Annotated in this window: 27 protein-coding genes and 1 pseudogene; all 28 read right to left on the bottom strand. The window is 63.8% G+C overall.

Features of this window, described 5'->3' with window-relative positions; all coding sequences use genetic code 11:
* Positions 1-4 precede the first annotated feature (4 nt).
* Complete coding sequence (locus H0W38_RS01705; protein WP_292450786.1) at positions 5-1,027, bottom strand: hypothetical protein; 1,023 nt, start codon at positions 1,025-1,027, stop codon at positions 5-7.
* Between the two features lie 13 nt (positions 1,028-1,040).
* Positions 1,041-1,859 (bottom strand): hypothetical protein, encoded by an 819-nt coding sequence (locus tag H0W38_RS01700; RefSeq protein ID WP_292450785.1) that lies wholly within the window; start codon positions 1,857-1,859, stop codon positions 1,041-1,043.
* Positions 1,856-5,104: a phage tail protein gene (locus tag H0W38_RS01695; RefSeq protein ID WP_292450784.1), complete on the bottom strand. Its 3,249-nt coding sequence runs from the start codon at positions 5,102-5,104 to the stop codon at positions 1,856-1,858. Before H0W38_RS01695 ends, H0W38_RS01700 begins: the two co-directional genes overlap by 4 nt.
* Positions 5,097-5,534 carry an NlpC/P60 family protein gene (locus tag H0W38_RS01690; RefSeq protein WP_292450783.1) on the bottom strand — a complete coding sequence of 146 codons (438 nt, stop codon included), beginning with the start codon at positions 5,532-5,534 and terminating at the stop codon, positions 5,097-5,099. Before H0W38_RS01690 ends, H0W38_RS01695 begins: the two co-directional genes overlap by 8 nt.
* Positions 5,531-6,409, bottom strand: a complete 879-nt coding sequence (locus H0W38_RS01685) for a DUF2163 domain-containing protein (RefSeq protein ID WP_292450782.1) — start codon at positions 6,407-6,409, stop codon at positions 5,531-5,533. Before H0W38_RS01685 ends, H0W38_RS01690 begins: the two co-directional genes overlap by 4 nt.
* Positions 6,406-7,026 carry a DUF2460 domain-containing protein gene (locus tag H0W38_RS01680; protein ID WP_292450781.1) on the bottom strand — a complete coding sequence of 207 codons (621 nt, stop codon included), beginning with the start codon at positions 7,024-7,026 and terminating at the stop codon, positions 6,406-6,408. Before H0W38_RS01680 ends, H0W38_RS01685 begins: the two co-directional genes overlap by 4 nt.
* Positions 7,026-10,097: a phage tail tape measure protein gene (locus tag H0W38_RS01675; RefSeq protein ID WP_292450780.1), complete on the bottom strand. Its 3,072-nt coding sequence runs from the start codon at positions 10,095-10,097 to the stop codon at positions 7,026-7,028. The genes H0W38_RS01680 and H0W38_RS01675 overlap by 1 nt, the downstream gene beginning before the upstream one ends.
* The gene (locus tag H0W38_RS01670) at positions 10,084-10,341 is read right to left on the bottom strand and encodes a DUF1799 domain-containing protein (RefSeq protein WP_292450779.1); all 258 of its coding nucleotides are present in this window, start codon (positions 10,339-10,341) and stop codon (positions 10,084-10,086) included. Before H0W38_RS01670 ends, H0W38_RS01675 begins: the two co-directional genes overlap by 14 nt.
* A 62-nt stretch (positions 10,342-10,403) precedes the next feature.
* Positions 10,404-10,715 (bottom strand): phage tail assembly chaperone, encoded by a 312-nt coding sequence (locus tag H0W38_RS01665; RefSeq protein WP_292450778.1) that lies wholly within the window; start codon positions 10,713-10,715, stop codon positions 10,404-10,406.
* Position 10,716: 1 nt separating this feature from the next.
* Positions 10,717-11,367 (bottom strand): phage tail protein, encoded by a 651-nt coding sequence (locus H0W38_RS01660; protein WP_292450777.1) that lies wholly within the window; start codon positions 11,365-11,367, stop codon positions 10,717-10,719.
* Between the two features lie 103 nt (positions 11,368-11,470).
* Positions 11,471-11,821: a DUF3168 domain-containing protein gene (locus H0W38_RS01655; protein ID WP_292450776.1), complete on the bottom strand. Its 351-nt coding sequence runs from the start codon at positions 11,819-11,821 to the stop codon at positions 11,471-11,473.
* Positions 11,818-12,294: an HK97 gp10 family phage protein gene (locus H0W38_RS01650; protein WP_292450775.1), complete on the bottom strand. Its 477-nt coding sequence runs from the start codon at positions 12,292-12,294 to the stop codon at positions 11,818-11,820. The genes H0W38_RS01655 and H0W38_RS01650 overlap by 4 nt, the downstream gene beginning before the upstream one ends.
* Positions 12,287-12,607: a phage head closure protein gene (locus tag H0W38_RS01645; protein ID WP_292450774.1), complete on the bottom strand. Its 321-nt coding sequence runs from the start codon at positions 12,605-12,607 to the stop codon at positions 12,287-12,289. The genes H0W38_RS01650 and H0W38_RS01645 overlap by 8 nt, the downstream gene beginning before the upstream one ends.
* A complete protein-coding gene (locus tag H0W38_RS01640; protein WP_292450773.1) occupies positions 12,607-13,167 on the bottom strand; it encodes a head-tail connector protein in 561 nt (186 codons plus the stop codon). Before H0W38_RS01640 ends, H0W38_RS01645 begins: the two co-directional genes overlap by 1 nt.
* Entirely contained in the window at positions 13,168-13,335 is a 168-nt protein-coding gene (locus H0W38_RS01635; RefSeq protein ID WP_292450772.1) for a hypothetical protein, read from the bottom strand.
* Positions 13,336-13,390: 55 nt separating this feature from the next.
* Positions 13,391-14,578, bottom strand: coding sequence for a phage major capsid protein (locus H0W38_RS01630; protein ID WP_292450771.1), 1,188 nt, complete (start codon positions 14,576-14,578; stop codon positions 13,391-13,393).
* Positions 14,579-14,637: 59 nt separating this feature from the next.
* The gene (locus H0W38_RS01625) at positions 14,638-15,366 is read right to left on the bottom strand and encodes a head maturation protease, ClpP-related (RefSeq protein ID WP_292450770.1); all 729 of its coding nucleotides are present in this window, start codon (positions 15,364-15,366) and stop codon (positions 14,638-14,640) included.
* Between the two features lie 10 nt (positions 15,367-15,376).
* On the bottom strand, positions 15,377-15,625 hold the full coding sequence (locus H0W38_RS01620; RefSeq protein WP_292450769.1) for a hypothetical protein: 249 nt from the start codon (positions 15,623-15,625) through the stop codon (positions 15,377-15,379).
* 76 nt (positions 15,626-15,701) lie between these two features.
* Positions 15,702-16,967 carry a phage portal protein gene (locus H0W38_RS01615; RefSeq protein ID WP_292450800.1) on the bottom strand — a complete coding sequence of 422 codons (1,266 nt, stop codon included), beginning with the start codon at positions 16,965-16,967 and terminating at the stop codon, positions 15,702-15,704.
* Between the two features lie 83 nt (positions 16,968-17,050).
* Entirely contained in the window at positions 17,051-18,715 is a 1,665-nt protein-coding gene (locus tag H0W38_RS01610; RefSeq protein ID WP_292450768.1) for a terminase large subunit, read from the bottom strand.
* Positions 18,716-18,934, bottom strand: a complete 219-nt coding sequence (locus tag H0W38_RS01605) for a hypothetical protein (protein ID WP_292450767.1) — start codon at positions 18,932-18,934, stop codon at positions 18,716-18,718.
* Positions 18,935-19,134: 200 nt separating this feature from the next.
* Entirely contained in the window at positions 19,135-19,347 is a 213-nt protein-coding gene (locus tag H0W38_RS01600; protein ID WP_292450766.1) for an HNH endonuclease signature motif containing protein, read from the bottom strand.
* 982 nt (positions 19,348-20,329) lie between these two features.
* Entirely contained in the window at positions 20,330-20,881 is a 552-nt protein-coding gene (locus tag H0W38_RS01595; RefSeq protein WP_292450765.1) for a hypothetical protein, read from the bottom strand.
* Positions 20,878-21,051 (bottom strand): hypothetical protein, encoded by a 174-nt coding sequence (locus H0W38_RS01590; protein WP_292450764.1) that lies wholly within the window; start codon positions 21,049-21,051, stop codon positions 20,878-20,880. Before H0W38_RS01590 ends, H0W38_RS01595 begins: the two co-directional genes overlap by 4 nt.
* Before the next feature lie 57 nt (positions 21,052-21,108).
* Positions 21,109-21,288 carry a hypothetical protein gene (locus H0W38_RS01585; protein ID WP_292450763.1) on the bottom strand — a complete coding sequence of 60 codons (180 nt, stop codon included), beginning with the start codon at positions 21,286-21,288 and terminating at the stop codon, positions 21,109-21,111.
* Between the two features lie 2 nt (positions 21,289-21,290).
* Complete coding sequence (locus H0W38_RS01580; protein ID WP_292450762.1) at positions 21,291-21,584, bottom strand: hypothetical protein; 294 nt, start codon at positions 21,582-21,584, stop codon at positions 21,291-21,293.
* 205 nt (positions 21,585-21,789) lie between these two features.
* Positions 21,790-21,972 carry a hypothetical protein gene (locus H0W38_RS01575; RefSeq protein WP_292450761.1) on the bottom strand — a complete coding sequence of 61 codons (183 nt, stop codon included), beginning with the start codon at positions 21,970-21,972 and terminating at the stop codon, positions 21,790-21,792.
* Positions 21,973-22,046: 74 nt separating this feature from the next.
* Positions 22,047-22,261 (bottom strand): annotated as a pseudogene (locus H0W38_RS01570) (hypothetical protein); the annotation flags it as partial.

The following is a 22,261-nucleotide window of genomic DNA, read 5'->3' as shown; positions in this document are numbered from 1 at the left end:
GGCGTTAAGCCGTCACGCGGACACCGAACTCGGCGGCATTGACCGTTGCTTCGGTCCATGCCGCGGCGGTGTTCGGGTCGAACTCGTAGACCTGTGAAACGTAGACCTGCGCTGTACCCAGCGCCGCGCTGGCGCCGTCGGTATTCGTTGAACCAGAACGGGCAAAGGTTGACGCACTCTTTGCGCCGGCGTCGTCTTTCATAATGGCCGCGTTGACCTGCACACCGTAGACCGTTTGCGATGTCAGCGCATCGAGATTGCCGAAGGCATAGCTGTCACGGTGGCCGATCGTCGCCCCGTCGTTGTGGTCGGTTGTGTTCGGCGTCGCCTCGTCAACCAGCGCAAAATGACTCGTGCCGGTGCTGGGCGTGAACTGGCTGAAAGCGCCGTCAGCGTTCGGGTACAAAGTATCGATTCGCACGTCGCCGAGAAAATCATTGTTCGTCGAGCCGGTGCCGTCGCAGATATAAATATCGTCAAAAGTTGACGAGCCCGAAGCGGTGACGGCAACCCTTCCGATAGCGAAGGCATTCGCGCTTGCATTCGCCGTGTTCTTCAAATCCTGCCCCGTGGCCACCGTTATGACATCGGCCCCATTGACGCGCACCTTGCACGAGTTTGCCGCTATTGAATCGGCAATAGTTACCTTCCACTCGATGTAGTAAAACGTGCTCGTAGACAACGCCAGAACAGACGTGCCATTGGTCAACGCCGTGCCGTTTCTGGTAACGCTAAGGGTGCCATCAAGGTTTTGCCGCAATTCGCACTGTGCCGTGCCGGCGTCGGTGAACCTTGCAACGACTAAGGCACCAGCGGCAGAAAATTCAAAAGCAAAACCAACGACCCAAGACGCTTGGGCACCTAAGGTTTTGGTTAAGTAGTTGGAAGTACCAGCAGTAAGAAAGCGGATCGCCCCGCCCCCTCGTCGCCCCGTTGCGGCGATGGTGGCGCCGGTGTTTGCTGACCATTTTTTAGTGATATCCGCCGTGACGTAGTGATCGCCGCCGTCAATAAACTGCAGTGCCATATCCGTTCCTCCTTTAACGGGTGCCGGCGAGCACGAAGCCCGCGTTGGCTAGAGTGGTGTCCGGCGTAGCCGGGGCGATGATGGAAAGCACGTCGCCCGCCAAGAGCGAAACAACAGCGCCTGCAGCGGTCACGAAAGTGGCCGTAGTCGCTGCGGCTGCGAAGGTGGCCGTACCGACGCTCACGCCGTTTTTCTGCACATCGAACGCCGTGCTCGCTGTCGCGGCTGCGGACGCTGTGCCGTAGCTCCCCGCGAAGTTGGCGGCGAAACTCACCGCGCGCGCCACCGGCACACGGACAACCACAGCGCTAGCGGTCATCACGCCCGGATAGAACGTTGTCACGTCGAACGGCGGAGGGCCGCCGTCCTTGATGAGCTTGCCGGTGGTGCCGTCGAACAGCACGACGTTGTTGTTGCCCGCCGATGCCGGGCCGGCCACATCGCCTGCAACGCCGGAGGCGGCCCCGTGGTCGAAAATGCCACCGCTGCTGAACCGCTCGTCGTGGAATGTCAGCACGCCGGCCGCGAAAACGGTGCGCGCCACGCGGCCGTAGGTGCCCGCATCGTCCCAGTTCGTTGTGTTCGTGGCCGTCGTTAGCGCGCCGGTCGTGCGGTGCGCAACGACGTAGTTGGTGGCCGCGTCGGTGCAGGCCACTGTGGCATCGGCCAGCGTCGCGCCGTTGAAAGTGCCGCCGCTGAAACCAACAACCAAGCCGGTGTCGTCGGGTACGTCGTGCGCGAAAACGAAGGCTTGGCCGAGAGCGGCCATGTTCTCGTTGACGCGGATTTCGTCGCCCGCAGCGGAGGGCGTGGAAAGTTGCTGGTAGCTCATGCGGCATCTCTCAATTCATGCCCGGCGCCAACAGCGGCGCTGGTCTGGGTGACGGTCAAGTAAACGGTGGCCTGCGTGCTGCCGAAGTCGGTGGTCTGCTGCGCGGCGCTGTAGGCGGCCGATGCGGTGGTCGCGGCGATGGTTCGCTTGAGCGTCGTGTAGCTGGCGTCCCACACCTTCACCACCCAGGCTTCGCTGTCCTCGCCGAGCGGCACCGCCACGCCCGCGGCCAGGAAGCGGTGGCTCAGGCGTGTGCGCCGGCCCCAACTCAGCGCGATGTCGCCGCTGGCCACGTCGCGCAAGGCGCGCAGATCGACCGGCGCGAAAGGGCGCAGCCGCTCCGCGGTGATGGTCAATTCTTCGTTGGCGGTGTTCTCAAGCGTGTCGCCGATGCTCACCGCGCGGTAGTCGAGTTCGCTGCCGATCTGGGCGCTCTCGATCGCCAGCGTGCGAATGGTTGTTGCACCAAGCAGCACCACGCGGTCGCCGATCGCATGGCCGGCCATCGTGTGCTCGGTGCCGCGCCGGCCGCGCAACAGGCCACTGAGCGTATAGGTTCCATCCGCTTCGAGCGTGGCGGTGCGTGCCTGGCAGACCTCCCACACAGTCTGGGCGCCGACCAGACTCTCGATGGCGAAGTAGCCATTGCCAGCAAGCAGCGAATCGCGCGTGTAGCTCTGCGGCGCGCCGTTGGCAAAGGCGACGTTGACGCGGTTGGCGTTGTCGAACACGTTGCCGCCGGACCAATTGCCCAGCGCGCCGGTAGCCGCGCCAACGCCAGAGCCCGGCCGCGGCAGGGTGGCCTTGCGCTCGAAATTGGCGCCGTCGTCGTTGCTCGACAGCAGCACGCCACCGCGCCAGGAGGCGGCGCCGTAGAACCAGACGTAGGCGCCTGGCGCGTTGTCGGCGTCGCGCAGCAGCGGCATATCCAGCAGGCCCCAAACCGTTGGCACCACCACATTGAGCGTCTGCCGCGGGAAGGCGCCGACCACCGCATTGAGCGTCTGCGTCACAACGTCGGCATCGTCGGCCACGCCCTGCCAGTTGATGACGCCGTCCTGGTCGTCGCGCGCTGTGATGCGAACGCGGCGGCCCGCTAGCGTCACAACGTCGGTCGGCACGAGCCGCGAATAAGACCGCGTCGTGCTCCAGGTGACCCGCTCGCGCTCGATCCAGCCCTGGAACAGCAGCGCATGGGCCAGCCGGATTTGCTCGTCCGCGGTGAGCACCACGCCGAGTTGCACGCTCTGCGGCTCGCCGGCTTGGCGCACCAGGCGAGGCGCGTACTGCGCATCGGCCTGGTAGTCGCGCGCCGGGTCGGGGGCGGTGACGGTCACCACGCTTGGAAGGTTGGCCTCTTCGGCGCGCACCCATGTGATCGATTCTTCGGCGGCGGCATCGAAGCCGGCGCCGCAGTCGGCCGCCGCGATGCTGGCCACGCTGGCACCGCCGCGACGGCGGAAGACGAGAAGGTCGTCCTCTTCGCAGCAGTCTGCCAGCACGGGTTGCAGGAGTTGCTCGATGGCCTCGCGGGCGCGGGCCTGCTGGCCGATGACGTAGCCGCGCAGACGCTGCGTCAGAGCGCTCACGTTGAGGTCGGCGTCGGCCAGTTCGCCGCTTTCCGTGGCAATGCGGCGAACGGCGCCTCCGTAGGTGCTGGCGTGCAGCAACAGATCGTAGGGCTGGAAGTTGCCGAGCACGAAGACGCCGCCCGCGTCGCTCGGGCTTGCCAGCACGCCGGAGACACCAGCGGTGCTGACGTTCGACTGCTCCAGCAGGACGGTCATGGTTTCGGCGTCGAGCAGGGTCACAAGCAGGATGCCGGCCACTGTGCTGTAAACCGCGATGGCGTCGAGCCCCGGCAGGTACTGCACGGCCCGCGGCGAGGAATGGGCGAACATGCCGGCCGGCAGGTAGGGCGTGATGACGGGCGGGTCGGCATCGCTCACGGCCCAAACCGCGCCGGCGCTGCCGGAGGCGCCCGCCACGACATAGCGGCGGCGCACGCTGTCCCAGCAGCCGAGGCTGCTGCTGCTCGGCGTGCTCTGATCGGCGAGCACGTTGCTGATGCCGGTCTGTAAATCCATCCGCAGCACGCCGAACCCGCCCAAACCGTTCGTGCCGACGACCACGGTACTGCCGCCGGTGACAAGCTCGCGGCAAAAGAACATGCCGGTAAAAAACCCGCCGCCCTCCGCGGTCGTGCCGTTCGGGTCGTATCGAGCATAAGAGCCAATAGCGATGCTCGCCGAATGAACGAAAACGCGCCGCTGCGCCGGGCTGTAGGCCATGACTGTCGCCGACCACGGCAACTCGATTCTGCCGACGTTGGCCAGCGTGGCTGCGTCGAAGCGCTCGATGTCGCCCCCGAAGTCGATCCAGACCTCATTGGTCGGCGGCACGAAGCACGCCGCACCGGCGTGGAGAAACACAGAGTTTGAATTCAGGTCGAGCGCGTGATCGACCGTCAGTTCGACCGCCCCCGTATCGGGGTTGAGAACCTGCAGCCGCGACGTGCCGGCCACCGGCTCGCCGAAGGCGACCACGCGACCGTCGAGCCGCTGCACCGCGCCGTCGAAGCGCATCGCGCTCGCGGTGCCGAGGTCGGTGGCGGTCGCTTGGAAATCGCCCTCGGCCACGTACTCGACGGTGATGTTCGGGATGCGGTTGCCGAAAATGCCCAGCGGCATGCGGTTGAACATGAGGTAGGCATAACCGCGATATGCCGGGGCATTGCCAACGCCGAGCGCGGCCTCCAGGGTCGGATCAGGCAACTGTGTGTCGTTGCCAGGGTAGAACACGAAATCGAGGTCGTTCGGTGCGCCCTCGGTGCTGCCGTCGAAAATGAGCACCGCGTCGCCCCAGATGCGACGCACGCCGCGCAGCCGGCCGAAGCCGAGCAGCAGCGCGAAGGTGGCGTAGTAGCTGTAACTCACCACCGTCTGCGAGGGGCTGCCCTTGCCGCCCACTTCGCTGGACTCTTCGACCTCTTCGAGCGCGTTGTCCTTGACCCAGATCACATTACCGCTGGTCCGGCCCTCGCCGAACAGGTAGGGCACGGCGGCACCGAAACTCGACACTTGCACGCTGCGGTCGGCCAGGCGCGGGCCGAACTGCGTGGGCAGGTTGACGAGGCTGGCGCCGACTGCGCCACCGATGGCCCCACCGATGGCCCCACCGACCGGGCCGCCGAAGTAATAGCCGACGACGGTGCCGGCGATCTGCAGGAGGCTTTGCTCAGACACGCTTCACCCCCGGCATCTCGAAAAGGGCTGTGATGCGCGATCGCCACAGAGCGTCGATGCGGTGCTCTGCCACCCGGCCTGCGGCCTGCAGGGCATGCACCAGCGCCACGCCGCCGTGGCGGTAGGCGACGACGATGCCTAAATGGCGAGGCTCGCCGGTGAACTGCATCATCGCCACCATGCCGGGCAGCGGCTCGCCCGTGCATTCGCTGCACAGGCTGCGCATGAGTTCGCGCATGCGGTCACGGCTGGGGTAGCGGCCGTAATCGGCCACATCGAAGCTCGACGCGCCGAGTTCGTGCGCGACCATGATGACGAGTCCGGCGCAATCGACACCCGCACGAGAGCGGCCCTGATGCACGTAGGGCACATCGCGCCAGCCGCGTGCGGCGGCCACCACCTGCTCGGGCGTGATGGTCGGCAGACTCATTGCCCGCCCGCCTTGCGCAGCACGTCCTGGCCCGGCAGGAGGTCGAAGCCGCCGAAGCGGATCACGTTGTCGAAGCGGTCGCGGCAGTCGGCCTCGCGGGTCTTGCCGCAGCCGGCATGGATGCTGAAGGTGTCGGCAGCGGCAATCGTGGAGTACATGGGAAGATGCAGTTCGATGGTGCCGTCTGCGGCGTAGCTCTTGACCTCCATGCGCCGGCCGCTGTTGGCCCCGGTCAGCCATGTCAGCACACCGCCGCGGAAGTAGTCGTGAGAGGGCACGCCGGTTGCGCTCGGGCTCAGGCGAACGCTGCTCGTGGCCAGGTCGGTGGCGAACTCGCGCGGGTCGGTGAAGGCGGTCACTTCGCCGGCAGCGGTGTAGTCGGTCAGCACGACCGCGCAATCGGCATCGCCCAGGCTATAGGGGCACGCGGGCGTGGCGAGGCGGCCGATGTTGGCGTTCAGCGCCGCGGCCATGCCGCGCAGTTCGACCCGCATGTGGCTGTGCGTGGTGATCTCGCCGAGCCGGCCCTTCAGCAGCTTTTCCTCGCCCATCGTGAGGTCGGCCCAATTGACGCGGAACAGCCGGAAGGCGGCGTGGTCCCAATCACCCGAGCGAATGTCTTCTTCGGTGATGCCTGCCGACGCAAAGAAACTGGTCATCTCGGCGTTATCGACCTGCAAGCCGGCCTTGCTGTCGATGGCGGTCATCACCGCGCCGGGCGCTGTCTTGTACGTCACGCCGCCGATTGGCAAGTCGCTGTTGTGGTTCGTGAAACCGAAGACCAGTCCATCCGTTCGGGTCAACTTGAGGCATGTCGCCATCGAGGTGGCATTGCCGGCGATGTGGGCGGCAAGCCCCGCCGTCAAGGTCTTCACGGGCGCACCTCTTCCAGAGTGATCGAGCCGGAGACAACGTGCAGGTTGTGCACGCTCACCTCCAATGCGGCCGACCATTCGTTCTCTGAGAACGTCATCGGGAAATCGAACTCGCCCAACCAGGTGTAGGTGTCGCCAGCCACATGGCCTGTGATCGCCGCGATCCCGGTTGCGTAATCGACGGTCGCGCTTGCTGTCGTGACAGTGCCGGCGCGCGTGCGGAACACGGTCAGGGCGCCGTTGTTTACCGGCTTGATGATGTTGCGTAGCATCTCGACGCCGCCAAAGACGTGGCGCCGCTGCAATTGATAGTTCGAGCCGCTGACCAGTGTTAGCTTGCTGTTGCTCTGCGTGGCCGTGTAGTCGCGCCAGTTCTTGACCCTCAGCCCATCGTAGGGCGTGAAGTTGACGACCATCCATGCGTCGAGCACGGTCTGATAGTTCGCCGCGGTGCGGATGCCGTGCGCCAGTTCGCAGCGCAGGATCGGCAGCGCCGAGACGAAGTTTTGCGACAGCCGCCCGTTGGGCAAGCGGATGAGCGATCGACCTGGGACGGACTCCGTGAACGTGGTGTCTCGGGTGATCCGCGCATCCAACTGCTGTTCGAGGAAGGCCATCAGTTCACCCTGCTCACGGCTCGTTGAACGGCAGACCCGGCCCTGGCTGCGGCCTGGTTCACGGTGCTGCGGTCGGTTCCCGGCTGGAAACTCTGATTGACCGTAACGACAACCGACGAGCCCTGCGAGGCGCCGGCCGGCGTGACCTTCCCGCCTTGCGATCCGGTCAGCAGATAGTCCTTGCCACCGATCGAGGCGACTTCCGGCGCGCCCTTCTCGTTGACCTCATAGATTTGCCCAGCCGAAACCGGGCCGCCGATTGCTCGGCCACTGGCCGCGCCGAGCCCGGAGATGAAGCCGCCGAGGGCATCGCCGCCGGCGCCCGCCGCAGCGGACGCGCCGATTGCGGCCACGATGCTGGCCGCTGACGCCACGACCGCAGCCGAGATGCTGGCCGATGAGGCGGCGGATGTGGCCGTCAATGCGGCGCTCAAAGACGCCGTTTCTGTCGCAGAAGCCGCCGCGATGGCGCCGCCAATCGAGGCGGATTGGGCGGCCGATGCGGTCGTGATGGCGGTGGTGATCGCCGCTGTCTGGGTCGCGGTGGCGGCCGCCTGCGATGCGGCTTGCGCGGCGCCACCGCCGAGCGCGCCGATGACGCCGCCGGCTTGGCTTTGTGGGCCGACTTTTTTGCCCAGGGCTTCCAGGCCCAGTCCGATCGACTGCCTCACCGACGACTGGATGAGATCGCGGGCCAGCGACTCGCCGAAGTCCTTGAACGACGCCTTTCCCTTCAAGACGAAGTCTGTGACGGTGTCCTCAAGCGAACCGAACGCCCTGGAGAAGACTTGTTCTGTCTGCCCGGCAACATCACGCGCCGCGGTGAGGTAGTCCTCATAAGCCCTGGTCGCGCCGTTCTTCCAATCGGCCTGGGCCGCGGTGATGTCGGCGAAATACTTCGCGTTGTCCGCTGTGGCTTCGGCGAGCCCGGCTTTGATGCGCGCGACTTCTTCGAGGTAGAGATCGGAGCCAAGCAACTCCTTGGGAGTCGCCTTGTTCAGTTGCTCCTGGAAGCGCTGGAACTCGCGTTGGATGGCGATATTCGCCTCCAACTGCTCACGCGCCTGGCTCCCTCTGCCGAACACTTGCAGGCGCGAATCGAACTGCTCCGAGCGCTGCGCATTTGCAGACGAGATGGACTCGGCGATCTGCGCAGCGCGGTCCTGGAAGCGCTCAAGCGCCTTCTGCTGGCGCTCGATCTCCTTGGTCGCTTCGGCCCGCGCCTCGACTTCCTTCTCGATGGCGACGTTTCGCTCAAGTTGAGACTTGATGGCCTCTTGCGATGCGAGCAGGCTTTTCTGATCGGCCGTGAGAATCTTCTTGTCTTTGAGGTCGGCGATCTGCTGCAGAAACTCGGCGCGACGCTGCTCGGAGGCGGTCAACTTCTCGTCGGTCGCCAGTTGCCTGACCGAGACAGCCTCGGCCTCCCGCAACTGCTGGAGCAGGCGCGTCGCCGCGTCATCCCGCACGACAGGCGTGCGACCTTTGGGCGTGAACCGTGCCCGGATGTTGGCTTCGTCGGCGGCGATGCGCTTCGGATCGAGCAGGGTGCTTTGCGGATTGGCCTTGCGGATCGCGTCGAGGTTCTCGCGGTACTTCTTCAGCTCGTCGTTGAGCTTCTGTGTATTGGTGCGCGAGGCTTCCCGAATCTTGCTGATTTCGACTTCGGCGGCAATGCCGGCCTTGGTCACCCTGGCCCGCTCGGCTTCGGCCTGGGCGGCGCTGGCGCTGGCTGTGGTGACGGCGGCAAGGGCGTCGATTTGACGGCGCAGCGCCTCGTTGCCCTTCTCGAAGGAGGCAACGACAGACGGGAGGTTGTTGGTGGGGCCGCGAGCGATGCGGGCCGAGAGTTGGTCGCGCAGGCCCTGCAATTCGCCTTCCGGCGTCTCGGCGCGGCCGACATTAAGCATGGCATCCCATGCCAACTTCGCTCCATCCCTTATGCCGAGCCATGCCCGCTCGACCAGCCCGAGATTTTCGGTGAGTTGGTCGGCGCGGTTGATGACTTCGTCGGCGAAGGTCTTTTGCGCCAAGGCAACGGCTTCGGTCGTCTTGCCCTGTTCCTCCAGAGCCTTGATCTGCTCGAAGACGGCCAGCGTCAGGAAGTTGTATTGCTCATTGAGCTTTGCGGAGGCAGAAACCGGGTCTTTGCCGAGTTCCGCGAACTCCTTGACCGTTTCCTTGATGGCCTTGCCGGCGGTGCGCTCCAGCTTGACTGCGGCCAGGGCAACCAACTCCAGACTGCCGCGAGCGACCTTGCCGGTTGCGGCGAGTTGGGCGAGTGCATCTGCCGCCTTGCCTTGCGTGCCGGCGACGCCGCTGATGCTCTCGGCAATCTGCGCCAGTTGCCCGGCAGTGGTGCCGGCAGCATTGCCCGTCAGGATCAGAGCGCGGTTGTAGGCGTCCGCCTCTTTCGACCCCGAGTTGTAGGCGGCAGCCAGCAAAGCAGCCGTGCCCGCGACAATCGTGAACGGATTGATGAGGCCGATGAGCGCCCCACCCAAGGCCCGCGCGGCAGGCGCGATGCCGCCGAACACGTCCTTGAGTTGCCCGCCCTGCTGTAGCAGCACAGTGAGCGGCGCCTGGCCGCCTTGCAGCCCGACAATGATGTCGGTGAGTTGCGCGGGGACTTGACGCAGGGCCGCTGCGGTCTGCTTCGCTGAGACGCCGTACTGATTGAACGCAATCGACCCCGCCCCCAGCGCCGTCCTCGCCAAGTCTTGCTTCTTTGAGACGGCGTCGAGTTGCGTCAGGTAGGGCCGCAGCGCGTCAACACTGACCCCGCGCTGCTGCGCCAGCACCTCGAAATACTTCGAGCTCGAACGGCTCCCGGCCTCAAGCGCGGCGGTCGTGCGGTTGATCGAACCAATCAGATTCTTCGTCGCCGCATCGACCTTGGCGACCGACGATCCGGCCCCCGTCCCGATGGACTCGACGGCCTTCGAGGCTTCCTTGCCGGCCGTGCTCGCGGACTGCCCGAGGCTGGCAATCGACTTCTTCGCCCTGGTGACGCCGGCCTCGACGCCAGAGGCGTCTGCCGTGAGCTCCAGTTGCGCTTTAAGGTCGGCCATTCTTCTTCCTCATGAACGCGAAATACCTGAGCGCCGCGTCTTCCATCGTTCGGATGTCCTCGAACAATGCGGGCGAGCTTTTCATGCCGAGCAGTCGCAGCGTTGTCGGGATCGCGCTGTAATCGAGCCCGGTCGGCCCATCGAATCCGCTGCGCCACTGTGTAGACAGCGCATCGAAGGCAATGACCGCCGGCCAGTTGCAGTCCCACACTTCGAGCAGGCTGTCCGCCTCATCCAGACTCAACCCCAACACCTCGGCTTGCGCCTTGGTAGGGGGCGGTGTGTAGATGGCGCGGGCAGCCTCTCTCAGTTTTTTACTTTGGCCTGCACCAGTTCACGCATGTAGGTGTCGTAAACCGCCTGCCACGCGCCGATGTAGTTGGACAGCAGGAGCTTGACGTTCTCTGCGTCGAAGGCGTCCTCCAGGTCCCAGCCGGAGGCGATTTCGAGCACGGCGTCCTCCGTGTTCTTGCCGTCGAGCCCTTCGAGCCACGCCGCGAGGTCGTCGCGGTTGCGGTTCTTGAAGATGAACTCGACCGGCTCCGGCTTGGCCCCCGGCACAGGAATCCCGACCTTGACCTTGAATGTCGGGCTCGGCTTGAGTTGGAGTTTCGGCATCTCAGGTCGCGTAGCGCGTCGGCTTGTTCAGGAAGCGCACGGTGGCTTCGCAGGCCATCAGCTCATTGACCGTCAGCGTGGGCGTCTCGTTGAGCGTGCAGTAGCCCAGATAGCAGAGCTTGCTGTCGTTGGACAAGTTCACGCGCAAGGCACGCTTGACACGGTCATCGTTGGCGGAGGCCAAGGCGATGTAGCCGGCGAGCGAAGGGTCGTCCGCAACGGAGAAGTTGAAGCCGCCGGCCGTCTTGGTGGTCGGGATTTCCTTCTGCGAGTCGTCCTCAAGGAACTGGTAGGACAGGAACTGCTGCTCACCGCCCTGCGAGGCGGTCGTCAGAATCTGCGTGATCTGCGTGAAGGTGGTCACCTTCTGGGCCGTGCCGACACCCGAGCCAGCCGGGAAGACGCCGGTGTCGGTGGTGTTGATGCCTTCGAGGGTGAAGCTGTCCACGGTCGGCGCTGTGAGCACGCGAACCAGTCGATCGGTCAGGCGCGACCAGCCCGAGGTGATGATGAGGTAGTCGCCGACCGTGAAGCCGTGGGCCACCGACGTGGCGACAGCGGGGCTGGCGTTGGTCAGCGCGGTGATGTTCTTCACCGTGCCGACCGCCGAGCCGATTTCGATGGTGGAGCCGTTGGGCAGAGAGACACTCATGATTGGCCTTTCAGAAACGAAAAAACCGCCCGGAGGCGGTTGGTTGGGAGCCCGGAGCGGGCGTAAAAAAGCCCGCTCTAGGCGGGCCGGGTTTGAAAGCGGTTCAACTCCAGATGGAGAAGTCCTGGAACTCTCCGTACAGCGATAACTCGTCCTCGTGAACGCAGATCGGCCGACTCAAAACGAAGCCTCGAAGCGTCGTGCTTGTGACAATCGCCGCCTCGATCTGCTTCATCAGCGCGGCCGATGCGAGCCGGGTATCTGCCCAGCAATTGACTTGCACGCGGGCGTTGGTCTTCGGAACAACAACGCTCTCCAGAAAGTTGGCCGTCGTGCCGCCGACCTTCTGGTAGGTGATGTAAGGGCGCGGCGTCGAAAGCGGCGCAACGTCCGGGTAGACGCGATCGGAAACCAGCCCACGAAGGGCGGTGTAGAGGTCAGTTTCGAGCGTCATCCCGTCACCTGTTTCATGCCGTCAACAAAGGCGTCGCGGGCCGCTTCCACGGCCCTTTTGGACTTTGCATCGAAGGCCGGGCGGATGTAGGGCCGCGCGCCGACTTGCTTCGGCTCAGGCAGGAGCGTCTTGGACGTGTACCAGTTGCCGTCCCTGCCGAGGTAGACCTTGCGCGTCTGGATGTGACCGTATTCGACCAAGTTGCCGTGCGGCGCTTTGCTGGCGTTGTAACTGACGTGATAGGTCGCGCTGCCCTTGGTGCTGTTGTCTTCGCTGTAAGCCTGATAAATCGACCGCGCGAGGTTGCCGGTCTTCTTGCCGATCTTGGCGACGTTGGCTCGGACTTCGTCGTACAGCACTTGCGCGCCGGCCTGGGCAGCGGGTCGGACGTTCTTCATCGCGCCAGCAGTCAGCCCATCGAGCGCGGCATTTACGCCATTCGCATCGAACTTGATCGAGATTGCGTCAGCCATTGATGAGCTCGCAGGCAAGGTCGATCCGTTCGCGGTCCTGCTCGTCAGGCAAAACAGCTTTGATTTCGTACACGACCGCCCCGAGGTGGCAGCGCATGGCCGCGGTGATCCCTGCCCTGCGCCGGATACGAATGCTGGCGCGGACGATGGAAACCTCCTGCTCGGCCTTGATCGACTCCGCGCCTGATTTGTGCAGGACATTCGCCCACACGGTCGCCACGTCACTCCACGTCTGCAGCGGTTGGCCGATCGCGTCCTGCCCGGCGGCCAGTTGCTTGATGGTGATGCGACGATTGAGCGCCCCGGCTTGCATCAGAGTCCCCCAACCCTGTAAGCGTCGAGCAGGCGGTCAGCGAAGGGCAGTGGCGCGAGCGAGCCGGCGACGCTCTCGCGGTGCTCATACAGCAAGCCGATGCGAAGCAGCATCCATTGCTTGATCTCTTGCGGGATAGCAGCCGCGCTCGCATAGCCAGCCACAAACCGCACAATGACAGCGTTGGCTTGCTCCAGCGTCGCCGGCCACTCGGTATCGGCAACAAGCGAGAGTCGCTCCGGCTGGCTGTAGCTGTCGATCACGTAGGCAGCCGCCGACAGCGTCTGCGCCGCGCTGGCTTCGTCGAGATAGCTCACGCTGGTGATCGACGCCAGGGGCGGATGCTGCAACTCGATTTCGTCCGGGAAACCGTCGAGCGCGATCTCCCATGTCTGTGGCATCAGCGCGCGCCCGGTCATCTGTTCGGCGCCTTGCCGAGCAGCGACGATCAAGGCCGTGATGAGCGCATCCTCGTCCGTGGAGTCCACCCGCAGATGCAGCTTCGCCTCGGCCAGTGTGATCGGCTCGGCGGTGGGCGCCGTGATGAGCTTGGAGGGCATTTACTTCTTCGCTGCCTTGACCGCAGCGGGGTGCAGATCGAGCATGCCGTGCAGCTTGCCGATCTCGGCGTCGGCTTCGCTCAACTCGACGACATCGCCGGCTTTGCCGAAAACGCAGTCACGCAGAATGAACGCCTCGACCGGCTTGTCTTGTTTCTTGGTTGCCATGCAGGCTCCAGAAGAAAGCGGCGAGCCCGAGAGCCCGCCGCTTTGGTGTGACCGATCAGGTCGCGCTGTTGATGTAGACCTTGACCGCCGCCACATCGACCAGGTTGCCGCCCGTGCGCATCCAGCCGCAGAAGCCGACCTGACCATTCAGCGCGAAGGCCGAATCGTCGAAGCGGCGCATCATGACGGAGCCCGACACGTCGCGCAGCATGTACTTCTTGAAGTCGCCGAACGCGATCGACTTGGCATTGGCGGCCATCACTGCAACGTCGTCGTTGGTCACGACTTCATGGCCGAGCAGCATGTCCGGCGCGCCCAGGGTGACGCCCGGCTCCCAGATCGGGCGGCCTTGCGTGTCCTTCAGCTTCGAGACGATGGAGACGCTCAGGTCGTTCATCATCCACTTCGCGCCAGGGCGATAAGCCCGGTTGACCGAGTGCTTGAGGTCGAACAGGTCGTCATAGATCACGGTCAGCGTCTGACCAGTGATCCCCGTCTTGCCGGTGGCCGCGCGAGCGATCACGCCAAACGGCTGGCCGGTGCCGGTGCCGGTCGTGTAGTGCGTGTTCGTGATGCGCGCCAGGCGCATGGCCAGGCGGTTGACCACGAACGACACCACATCGATGGCGCTGTCAGAGATGAGTTCCCAGGGCAGCGCGATCTTCTTCGAGCTGTACTTGTACGGGTTCACCGCCACGGTGCCGAAGGTCATGTCCCCGGTGGTCGCACCAGCGTTCTCCGCAACGATCTCGCCGACTTCCGAGGTTCCGTCGCTGGTCGGGAAGTTCAGGGAGTTGCCGCCGGCCGTCGAGAACACTTCGGCGATCTGGCGCATGGCGCCGGTCGTCTTCATCGCCTCGACCACCATTGCGGCGATCTCGGCCGGGACGGTGAAACCGCCCTCGGTCGTGGTCGTCGTGGACATCGCGTTGCGAATGGCGATGGCCTGCTCGTTGGTCACGTTGTTGCCGTGGCGCATGTAGAGCGCCACAGCAGCAAGGGCGTCGATCTGGCCTTCATCCTTCTTCGACGGGGCGGCGTTGAAGAACTTGTCGGCGTCGAGTTCGCGCATGCGCTCTTCGGCCTTGATCTGGCCCTTCGCGCGCTCGATCTCGTCGGCGAAGTTGTCGAACTTGGCCTGCTCTTCGGCGGACCAGGTTTGCGAGCCCTTCTCGGCGAGCAGGTTCTTGGCTTGAGTGGCGAGATTCGCAATCTTCTCGCGCAGTGCTTGCAGGTTTTGCATCATGTGCTTTCAAGAATCGAGGGCATCCGGCCCCCTACGGTTTTCCCCGCGCGAGAGCGCTAAGAAACTTCGGCGAGCCGCAGACGGTTCTCGTTTGCTGCGCCCATGAAAAAACCCGCCGAAGCGGGTTTCTGTGTGGTGTCTTCTGGCTGTCGCTCGGGTGGCGCCTCCAACGCGGCCGGCACGTTGCCGAACGCGGCAAGGTTCCATGCGTTGCTCGCCTTCTTGGCGGGCGCGAGGCGGTCAACGAAGCCGTGCTCCATCGCTTCGGCCGCCGTGAACCAGGTTTCCGCGTCCATCCATGCGACGACCTGTTCGGCGTCCTTGCCCGTCTTGTTTGTGTAGTCGTTGACGATGGCGCCTTCGATCTTTTCCAGCAGATCGGCCGTGTCACGCATCGCAGACTTGTCGCCCCACACGAGGCCGCTGGCGTTGTGGATCATGAAGAAGGCGCCTTCGGACATCTCGACTTCGCTGCAAGCGAGCGCGATGCTGGTCGCGGCGGACGCGCAAAGGCTGTCGATGTGGGCGACAGTCTTGCCCTCGAATCGACTCAGCGCAGCCATGATCGCGCGGCCCTCGAACACATCGCCGCCGGGGCTGTTGATATGGACGTTGAGCACCTTGGCGTCGCCTGCTTGGGCAATCGCGTCGATCACCGACATGGCGCTGACGCCCCAATCCGGCGAGATCACGTCATAGATGTAGAGCGCCGCTTCGGCGCCATTGCGCACGAGATTAACGGGCCGCCGGCCGGCGTTGTCACGCAGCAGTTGCAGTATTTTCATGGGGTGGGCCTTACATCAGGAGCAGTAGCATTTCGTCTTCTTCCACGCGGCGGCGCGTGACCTTTGGCCTCGTCCAGCCACCGCCACCCGCTTCCGGCGCGACCACTTGCGCACCGATCTGCTGGATGAGCACCAACACGTCTTCGAGCGTGACCGCGAGCGCCTGTGCGTTCGGCTCGCCGAATCTCTGAGTAGCATCGAAGGCGATGCCGTCGAGCGTGACCGACAGGGCCTGCGGATGCCGCGTTGTCTGACTCACCGCCGCCGCCAGGTCGTCGAGCGTGATGGTCAGCGCCTGACTGACCCTCCCAGCGACCTCCTGCGACGCATCGAACCTAACGCCGTCCAGCGTGACCGCGAGGCTTTGCGGGCGGCGGACCGTCTGCGCGGTATTCGCTGGCTGCCTTGATTTCGCGCAGGCCGGCGGCGAGGTTCTCGACCGCCGCATCTTGCTTGGAGGTATCGGGAGCGGCCTGAACTTCGCGCGGGTCGAACAGCTTCTCGCCGTCATCGACTGGCGGCAATCCTTTGCCCTTGCGGATTTCGTTTACCGACATCCAGCCCTGGCCGGTCCCCGGCCCACCGAGAGCGGCGCGGTTGTATTCGGCTTGGGCCTTGCTGTCGCCCTCGATCAATGCGTCTCTGTCGAATTGCACGAACTTGCCGGTGTCGCGGGGGAATAGCTTGCGGTTGAGTTCCTGTTCGATTCGGACCAAATGCGGCTGCAGCGTGTAGGTAACGAAGCCGCGCGACATCGATTCGATGCCGCTGCCCCAGCTTGTCGAGGCGCTGGTCTCGCCGATCATGTGAGGCGGCACACCGAAGGCGCGGGCGATGTCGATGACCTGGAACTTGCGAGCCTCCAGCAACTGCGCATCCTCGGCGCTCAGGCTGATTTCCTTGGCCTGCAGACCCTCGGTCAGCACCAGTGGGATTCGGTGCGCGTTGTCCATGCCGGCGTACTTGTTGACGAAGGCTGCCTGCAGCCGGTCGATCTGGTCCTGCGACATCTTCCCGGCGGCCGTCAGCACCATCGACGGGTGAGCCCCGTTGGCGAAGAATTTGCCGCTGTACTCGTCCATCGCAAGAGCGTTGCCGACCGCAGCGCGAGCCGCGTAGGCGATCACGCTCATTGACTTCAAGCCATCGAATCCGAATCCGGGAAAGTGCAGGAGTTCGTCCGGCATCAGCCAAGTGTTGATGCCGTAGTCCGGCAGGCTGACGTAGTACCGCACGGAGCCATCCGACTGGCGCTGCGGCTGCACGGAGCCCCACGGCAAAGGCATCAACTCTCGGATGCTGTTGTTCATGCCGCGCCGAATCCACGTGTAGCCGTCGCCGCGCAGAAGTTGTGCGACGCTGACCCCTTCCCAATGACTGGCGGCGGTGTACTGCGCGCTCGGCTGCTCGTTCAGCTTGAACCAGAGGTCATCGCGGGGCAGGCGCTCTTTGATGTCGCCGTTTGTGCGGTACACATGGATCGGCAGCGTGGCGATCGCGCCTGCGATCTTCTGCACGCAGGCGAAGACAGCCGCCACGCGCATCGCGGACAGCGGAGTGACCGATGCGCCAGAAGCCGCCGGAACACCGAACGCCTCCATGACGCTCTCGCTGTAGGTGACGTTTTCCGGGCGCACTTCTCCCCGCTGCCGCTTGAAATAGGCAGCGATAGACGAGAAGACGCTCACAGTTCGACGAAGCCTTGCGTGATGTTGTTGGAGTCGGGGTTCAGAGACATCAAGGTCACCGCGTTGAATGCCGCCATCAGCGGGTCGATCTTTGCCGTACCGGAAACTTGCTTGGTTATCACGATGGCATTTCCTTTCGGCTCGACCTTGGCATTCCCGACGCACCAGGCCATGAGCGGTTGCCCGCCGTGAATAAGCCCGCCTTCGGCGAGCTTGCGTTCCGTTGTCTTGATCGCGCCGGTCATCTTCCAGCCCTGGCTGATGCCGATGACCTTTTCTTGAGGAACATCGGCTTCCACGAGCGCATCCAGGATGCCGCCCAGCCCGGCCGGGTCGCAACCGATCTTGTCGAGCAGGCCAGATGTCTCACAGCGCGCGACGATCTCGGCCACCTCGTTCACGTCGTCGCCCATGTGTGCAACGAGCGTAAGGTCGCCGTCTTTGGCGAAGTCCCGGAATCGGCCAGCCTCGCTCTTGCGACGCTCAAGCACCGATGGATGCGCCCAGGCATGAGCCCACAAAAGCCATTCGCGCGTGATCTTGTCCCTGCCCACAACAGCCAAACCAAGCAGGTCGTCCAGCCCGCCGCCGTCGATCCCAACATCGACCACCTCGGAGCGCTCTAGCAAATCGTCCAGCGTCAGGCCCTTGGCCTTGCCTTGCGCTTCCCAGAAGTCAGCCCCGGCCCATCGGTCTGACCGCAGGTTCAGGCCAATCTCGACGTTGAGGTGCTTGGCGAGAAAGCCGCGCATCGACTCTTCGCCAGCGTTTTCGGCCTTGCGGAACTCCCGCTCCAAAAACTCCCGGTCTACCGAGTAATCCATGTTCGGATTGACCATAGCGAATTGCGCCGGGTCAAGATGCTCCTTGGCGTCGAGCATCTCCTGCGGAAATTCGTAGATCACCGGCACGAAGCGCGGGTCGATCACCTTGCCGTCGCGCACGTCGCGGGCGTATTGCAACTTCTGCCGGAACACTCCGGCCGGCGGGTCGTCCGACTGCGTTGTCAGCCAGATGATGAAACCCTCTGGCCTGGAAGCAAGCCCGCCAGTGGCCTCGCGCAGCATGTTCTCGGCGTTTGCCACCTTGCCGAACAGCCACGCCTCGTCAACCAGGATTCCGACCGCCTTCTTGCCGCCGACCGTGTTGTTGTCAGCCGCAACGACCTTCAGATTCGCCCCGCTGTTGCGGTGCGTGATCGTCTTGATGTGCGTTTGAACGAGCATCAACTCGTCGAGCTCTTCGTCCTTCTGGCACATGTCGCGTGCCGGCGCGTAGCTGTTGTTCGCAATCTCGACGGTCGGCGCGAGGATGATGAATTCCGCCGACTGCCGCCAGTTGAGGATCAGGCTCGTGAGCATGATCGCCGCGGCAATCGTCGATTTCGAGTTCTTCTTGGGCAGGCAGACGAACCACTCGGTTATCTGCCGGCGCCCGGACTCCGAGTCATAGGCCCCGAAGATCGAGGCGGCCAGGTCGAACACCCACGGCGCACACGCCTCGCCGATCGTCGGGCTGCCGGGCGCGTCGATGATCCGAAGCTCGCGCAGCACCGCAAGGCCGCGCTCCGCTTCTTCCGGGAATATCGGCGGGGGGATGATCGACTTGCCCGCGCGCAACCGTGCCGCCCAATCCGGGCAGGCGGTAGACCATTCAGCCACCTATCGAGCGACCAGCTTGAGCGGTGCTGCAGAAGCGGCGAATTTGCCGGCGCCGGCCTTCTTGGCCGCCTCGTCCCGAGCGCCCTTCTTGCCACCCTCCCCGAGCTTGTGGTGCATGAAAGGCATGAGCGCCTTGGCTGCGTCCATGCGCATCCTGGGCTCAGAGGCTCGGTCGTTCATCACGCCGAGCAGGAACGACTGCGGGTCTTTGTGCCCCATCGCAGCCGCAAACACGCTCTCAGCAGCCGCCACCACGGGCAGACGCGGCTTTCTGCCGGCTCCAGGACGAGCACCGCCAGAATTCGCCCGAGGGCCGCCGCTCCTTCCCTTTACGCCTGCCATTTGCTGAATGCCTTAGTCACTGTTTTTTGTCCAAATGAGGAACCTGTTGGTTTCCCTCCACTCAGGATCGGTAGCTTTTACCGCCCCCCTCCCCTCCTCGCCGCCGCCTCTCGGGCCGTCTTGGCCTTGTGGCATGCGTCACACATCGGCTTGAGGTTGCTGTCCTCATTGCTGCCACCCTGCTCACGCGGGATGGTGTGGTCTATCTGGTCCCTGTCAGCACGCCACATCAGGCCGCAGCCTGAACATGTGTAGCCATGAGCCAGTGCGATGCGCTGGCGGGTAGCCATCCATCGGCGACCTCGGGGCATCTCGGTTGTGCCTGCCTTGGTGTCTAGCGTCTTGACCCTGCCTAGGCTGCTTGTTGCGAGCCTGGGCTTGAGGGTGGTTAGTGCCATTGGTTGCCCCGCATCGTTACGGGCATGCGCCCGCTGCGGAGCGCCGTTCTCACTCACGCCCGGATCGGTCAGAGTGCGTGACCGGGAGACATGCCGCTCAATCCCTTGAGCAGCACCGCGCCGGGCTGCGCGCGTCGTTTGTTGCCGGGTTCGCACCGGCTTCGGCCTGCGCCGTGCTTGCTGGCCTCTCAGCCAGCCTGCCCTCCGCTTCCCGTTCGCTCCTTGTGGGTCAAGGGCTGGCGCTGTGCTCGGGGGGATAGGTTGGCCGGTCGATCCGTAAGCGGCTACGCGAGCCTGGTGCTGGTGTGGGATCGCCGGCCGAACGAGAAAGCCCGCCGCGAATTGCTCCGGGGCGGGCTGTGTTCTGTTTTCGGTGACGACTCGGCCAGCCAACAGGCTACCGAGCCGCTGACACCGCGTCAGGTGGCGCGAAGTGTAGGCTATGCCGGAATTGATTGCAAGCGCCTATGTTGGTTGTTGAACATCGTGAGTCCTTCCCTGTGGCGCTCCTGGCACAAACGGGGCGGGATGTTGGCCCGCCTGAGTTGGGCGGCGACGGGCGTTCGTTGGGGTACATAGAGGATGAGCAGCACCTTGCGCTGCAACTCCGGCACGCCGAGCAAGGCGCGATGGATGAGCAGTGCATCAGGCGTAGGGATCAGTTCCTCTCGGGCTTCCCTACGGGCCTCCAGCACTTCCCCTCGCTCCGGGAGGTATCTGCCTTCTGCGCTACCGCAGCGGTGCTGCCTGCGTCGATCCATCGCCCAGCGGCCATATCGGTTGAGGGCGTCATCGGCCGCGAGCAGCCAAGGAGGTATCGGGCAGATCAAGTCTCTCTTCAAACCTTCTCCCTCAGTGCGTCGATAAACGTCAATCAACCCGGCCGATATATTCCATATTCCTCAGCTACCATGATCGTTTTCTCCGCATAGATGGTGCCAAACACTTCATCGCCATCATCAAATGCAGAATGGACGAGGCTCATAGCTTCCAGCGCTCTGCAAGCCTTTAATAGACAAACTATTCGGGCGCCGCCAATCGACGATGGGTTAACGTCGGCTGGATTCTCGTCCAGGCCGAAAAGCGCGCTGCACACCATTGCGGTTTCGTCAGGAAAATGGCGGATGTACTTTCCAGGGTGGGCGAATGCCAATGCTTTCTTTGCCTCATGAGCGGCCGAGCTAGCCGCCTTGAACGCCCGTAAGCAAGCGAGAACGCCGCTTGTTGATATCTCTAGGTTTACATCGTTCAGCGGCTGCAGCGCCTGCCATGCGGCCGAAAGCCCTGCGCGATCAATCACCTCGGCCTCTTCTTCTGTAGGTTCGTATCCGTCATTCTTGCGGCCCATATTTACCTCCGATTTTGGTTGTGTCGTGTCTGACAATTCATCCCCCGCCAAGGCTACCGGGGCGGCGGCTTCGGTCACGCTTTCTCCCTGAGCGCATCGATCCTTCGGTACTCGGCAATCACAGCCAGCCGGTACGCCTGCATGGCTGCCTCACCCTGCGTGGTCAGCATCTGGGCGTAGCGCTGCTCTCTCCGTCGCCTGGGCGCCCTGGCGGTCTGCCTGATGTCGCATTGCGGGCAGTCGGTCATGAGGGCAGCGCAGTCGGGGTTAGTGGTGGCTGATGTGCAGTGCGGGCAGGTCATGCGTTAGCCCGCATCGCGTTTAGCAAGGCGCATCCGCCTGCGCGCGATCTTGGCGGCGGCTTCCTTGACCTCGGTGTGGTCGTCGGGGTGCGCAAAGATGCCGCGTACCTCGGTGGCCTGCTCGGCAGCCTTGCGGGCGCGGAACTCGGCTTGGCGCTGGGCTGTAGTTTTGGCTGGACTCATGCTCAATCTTGCGCCCAGCCCATCGTTTTCTCTCGCTCACGGTAGCCCCGCAACTCACTGCGCAGGTTCACTATCTGCTCGTGAGCATCTTTGACTTGCTGCCGAGACCGCAGAAGCGACGTGTCCTCGTACTTCTCCGGGTGCTTAATCCGGTACTGTTTGATGACTTCCAGCATGTCTCGGGCTAGCGACTCCAGGCGGCGATACGACTGATAGGTATCGCCATTGATGTCTGCGTCTCGTTGCGTAGAACGTTCTTCGATAATCAGAGCCAGTTCTTCAATCCTGGTGTCCATCAGTGTTGGTCCTCTCTTAAAACGCGTCGGTTCTTGCCGCACTGCCACGGCTCGAAATCCAGGCTAAACAGTTGCTTGGCCCGCTCTTGCCGAGACTCATAGAACACAACCGCATCACGCTTTAGGGCGAACAGGCGGGCGTCCTGAAGGTGCCGGCTGTCTGGCCCGTAGGCCACAAACCAGCGGCGGGCCACTGGTTCCAGTTTCATCCTTGAGCCCGCATTTCGCTGATCTTCCGGCTGCACACCGCCTTCTGCATTTCGAGCCAAACAACCGAAGGGGCTTCGTCCAGACCGGCAGGGGCCAAGTGCTTCAGGCCCAACTTGAACGCTTTGATCGCTTGGTTGCAGTCTGCGATTTCAATGCGGAGTTCGTTGATGCTGTTCATGGTGCGCTTTCGGTTGGTGTGAAAGAATCATAGCATCGTTACGCGTAACGTCAAGGGGTCTGCGCCATCTTTTTTCAGAAACTGTCCATGAGTTCGACAAACCGCTCCGGCAGCGGCACGGCGGCGGGCCAGAGCTTTTGCCGCACCAACTCGCGCACCGTGCGCTCGTGTGCTCGCTGCCACATCTGCCGGCGTGCCTCGCGCGACAGGAATGGGCCCTGATCGAGTTTGGTGTGGCAGCGGTGGCACAGGCTTGCGCACTTGTCGTCGCTCGCCTTGATCGAGCGGC

It is taken from the genome of Methylibium sp. (genome assembly GCF_013817365.1).
Classification (GTDB): Bacteria; Pseudomonadota; Gammaproteobacteria; order Burkholderiales; family Burkholderiaceae_C; genus Methylibium.
The sequence above is the reverse complement of the archived record's forward strand: the minus strand, read 5'-3'. Positions and strand labels throughout refer to the sequence as shown.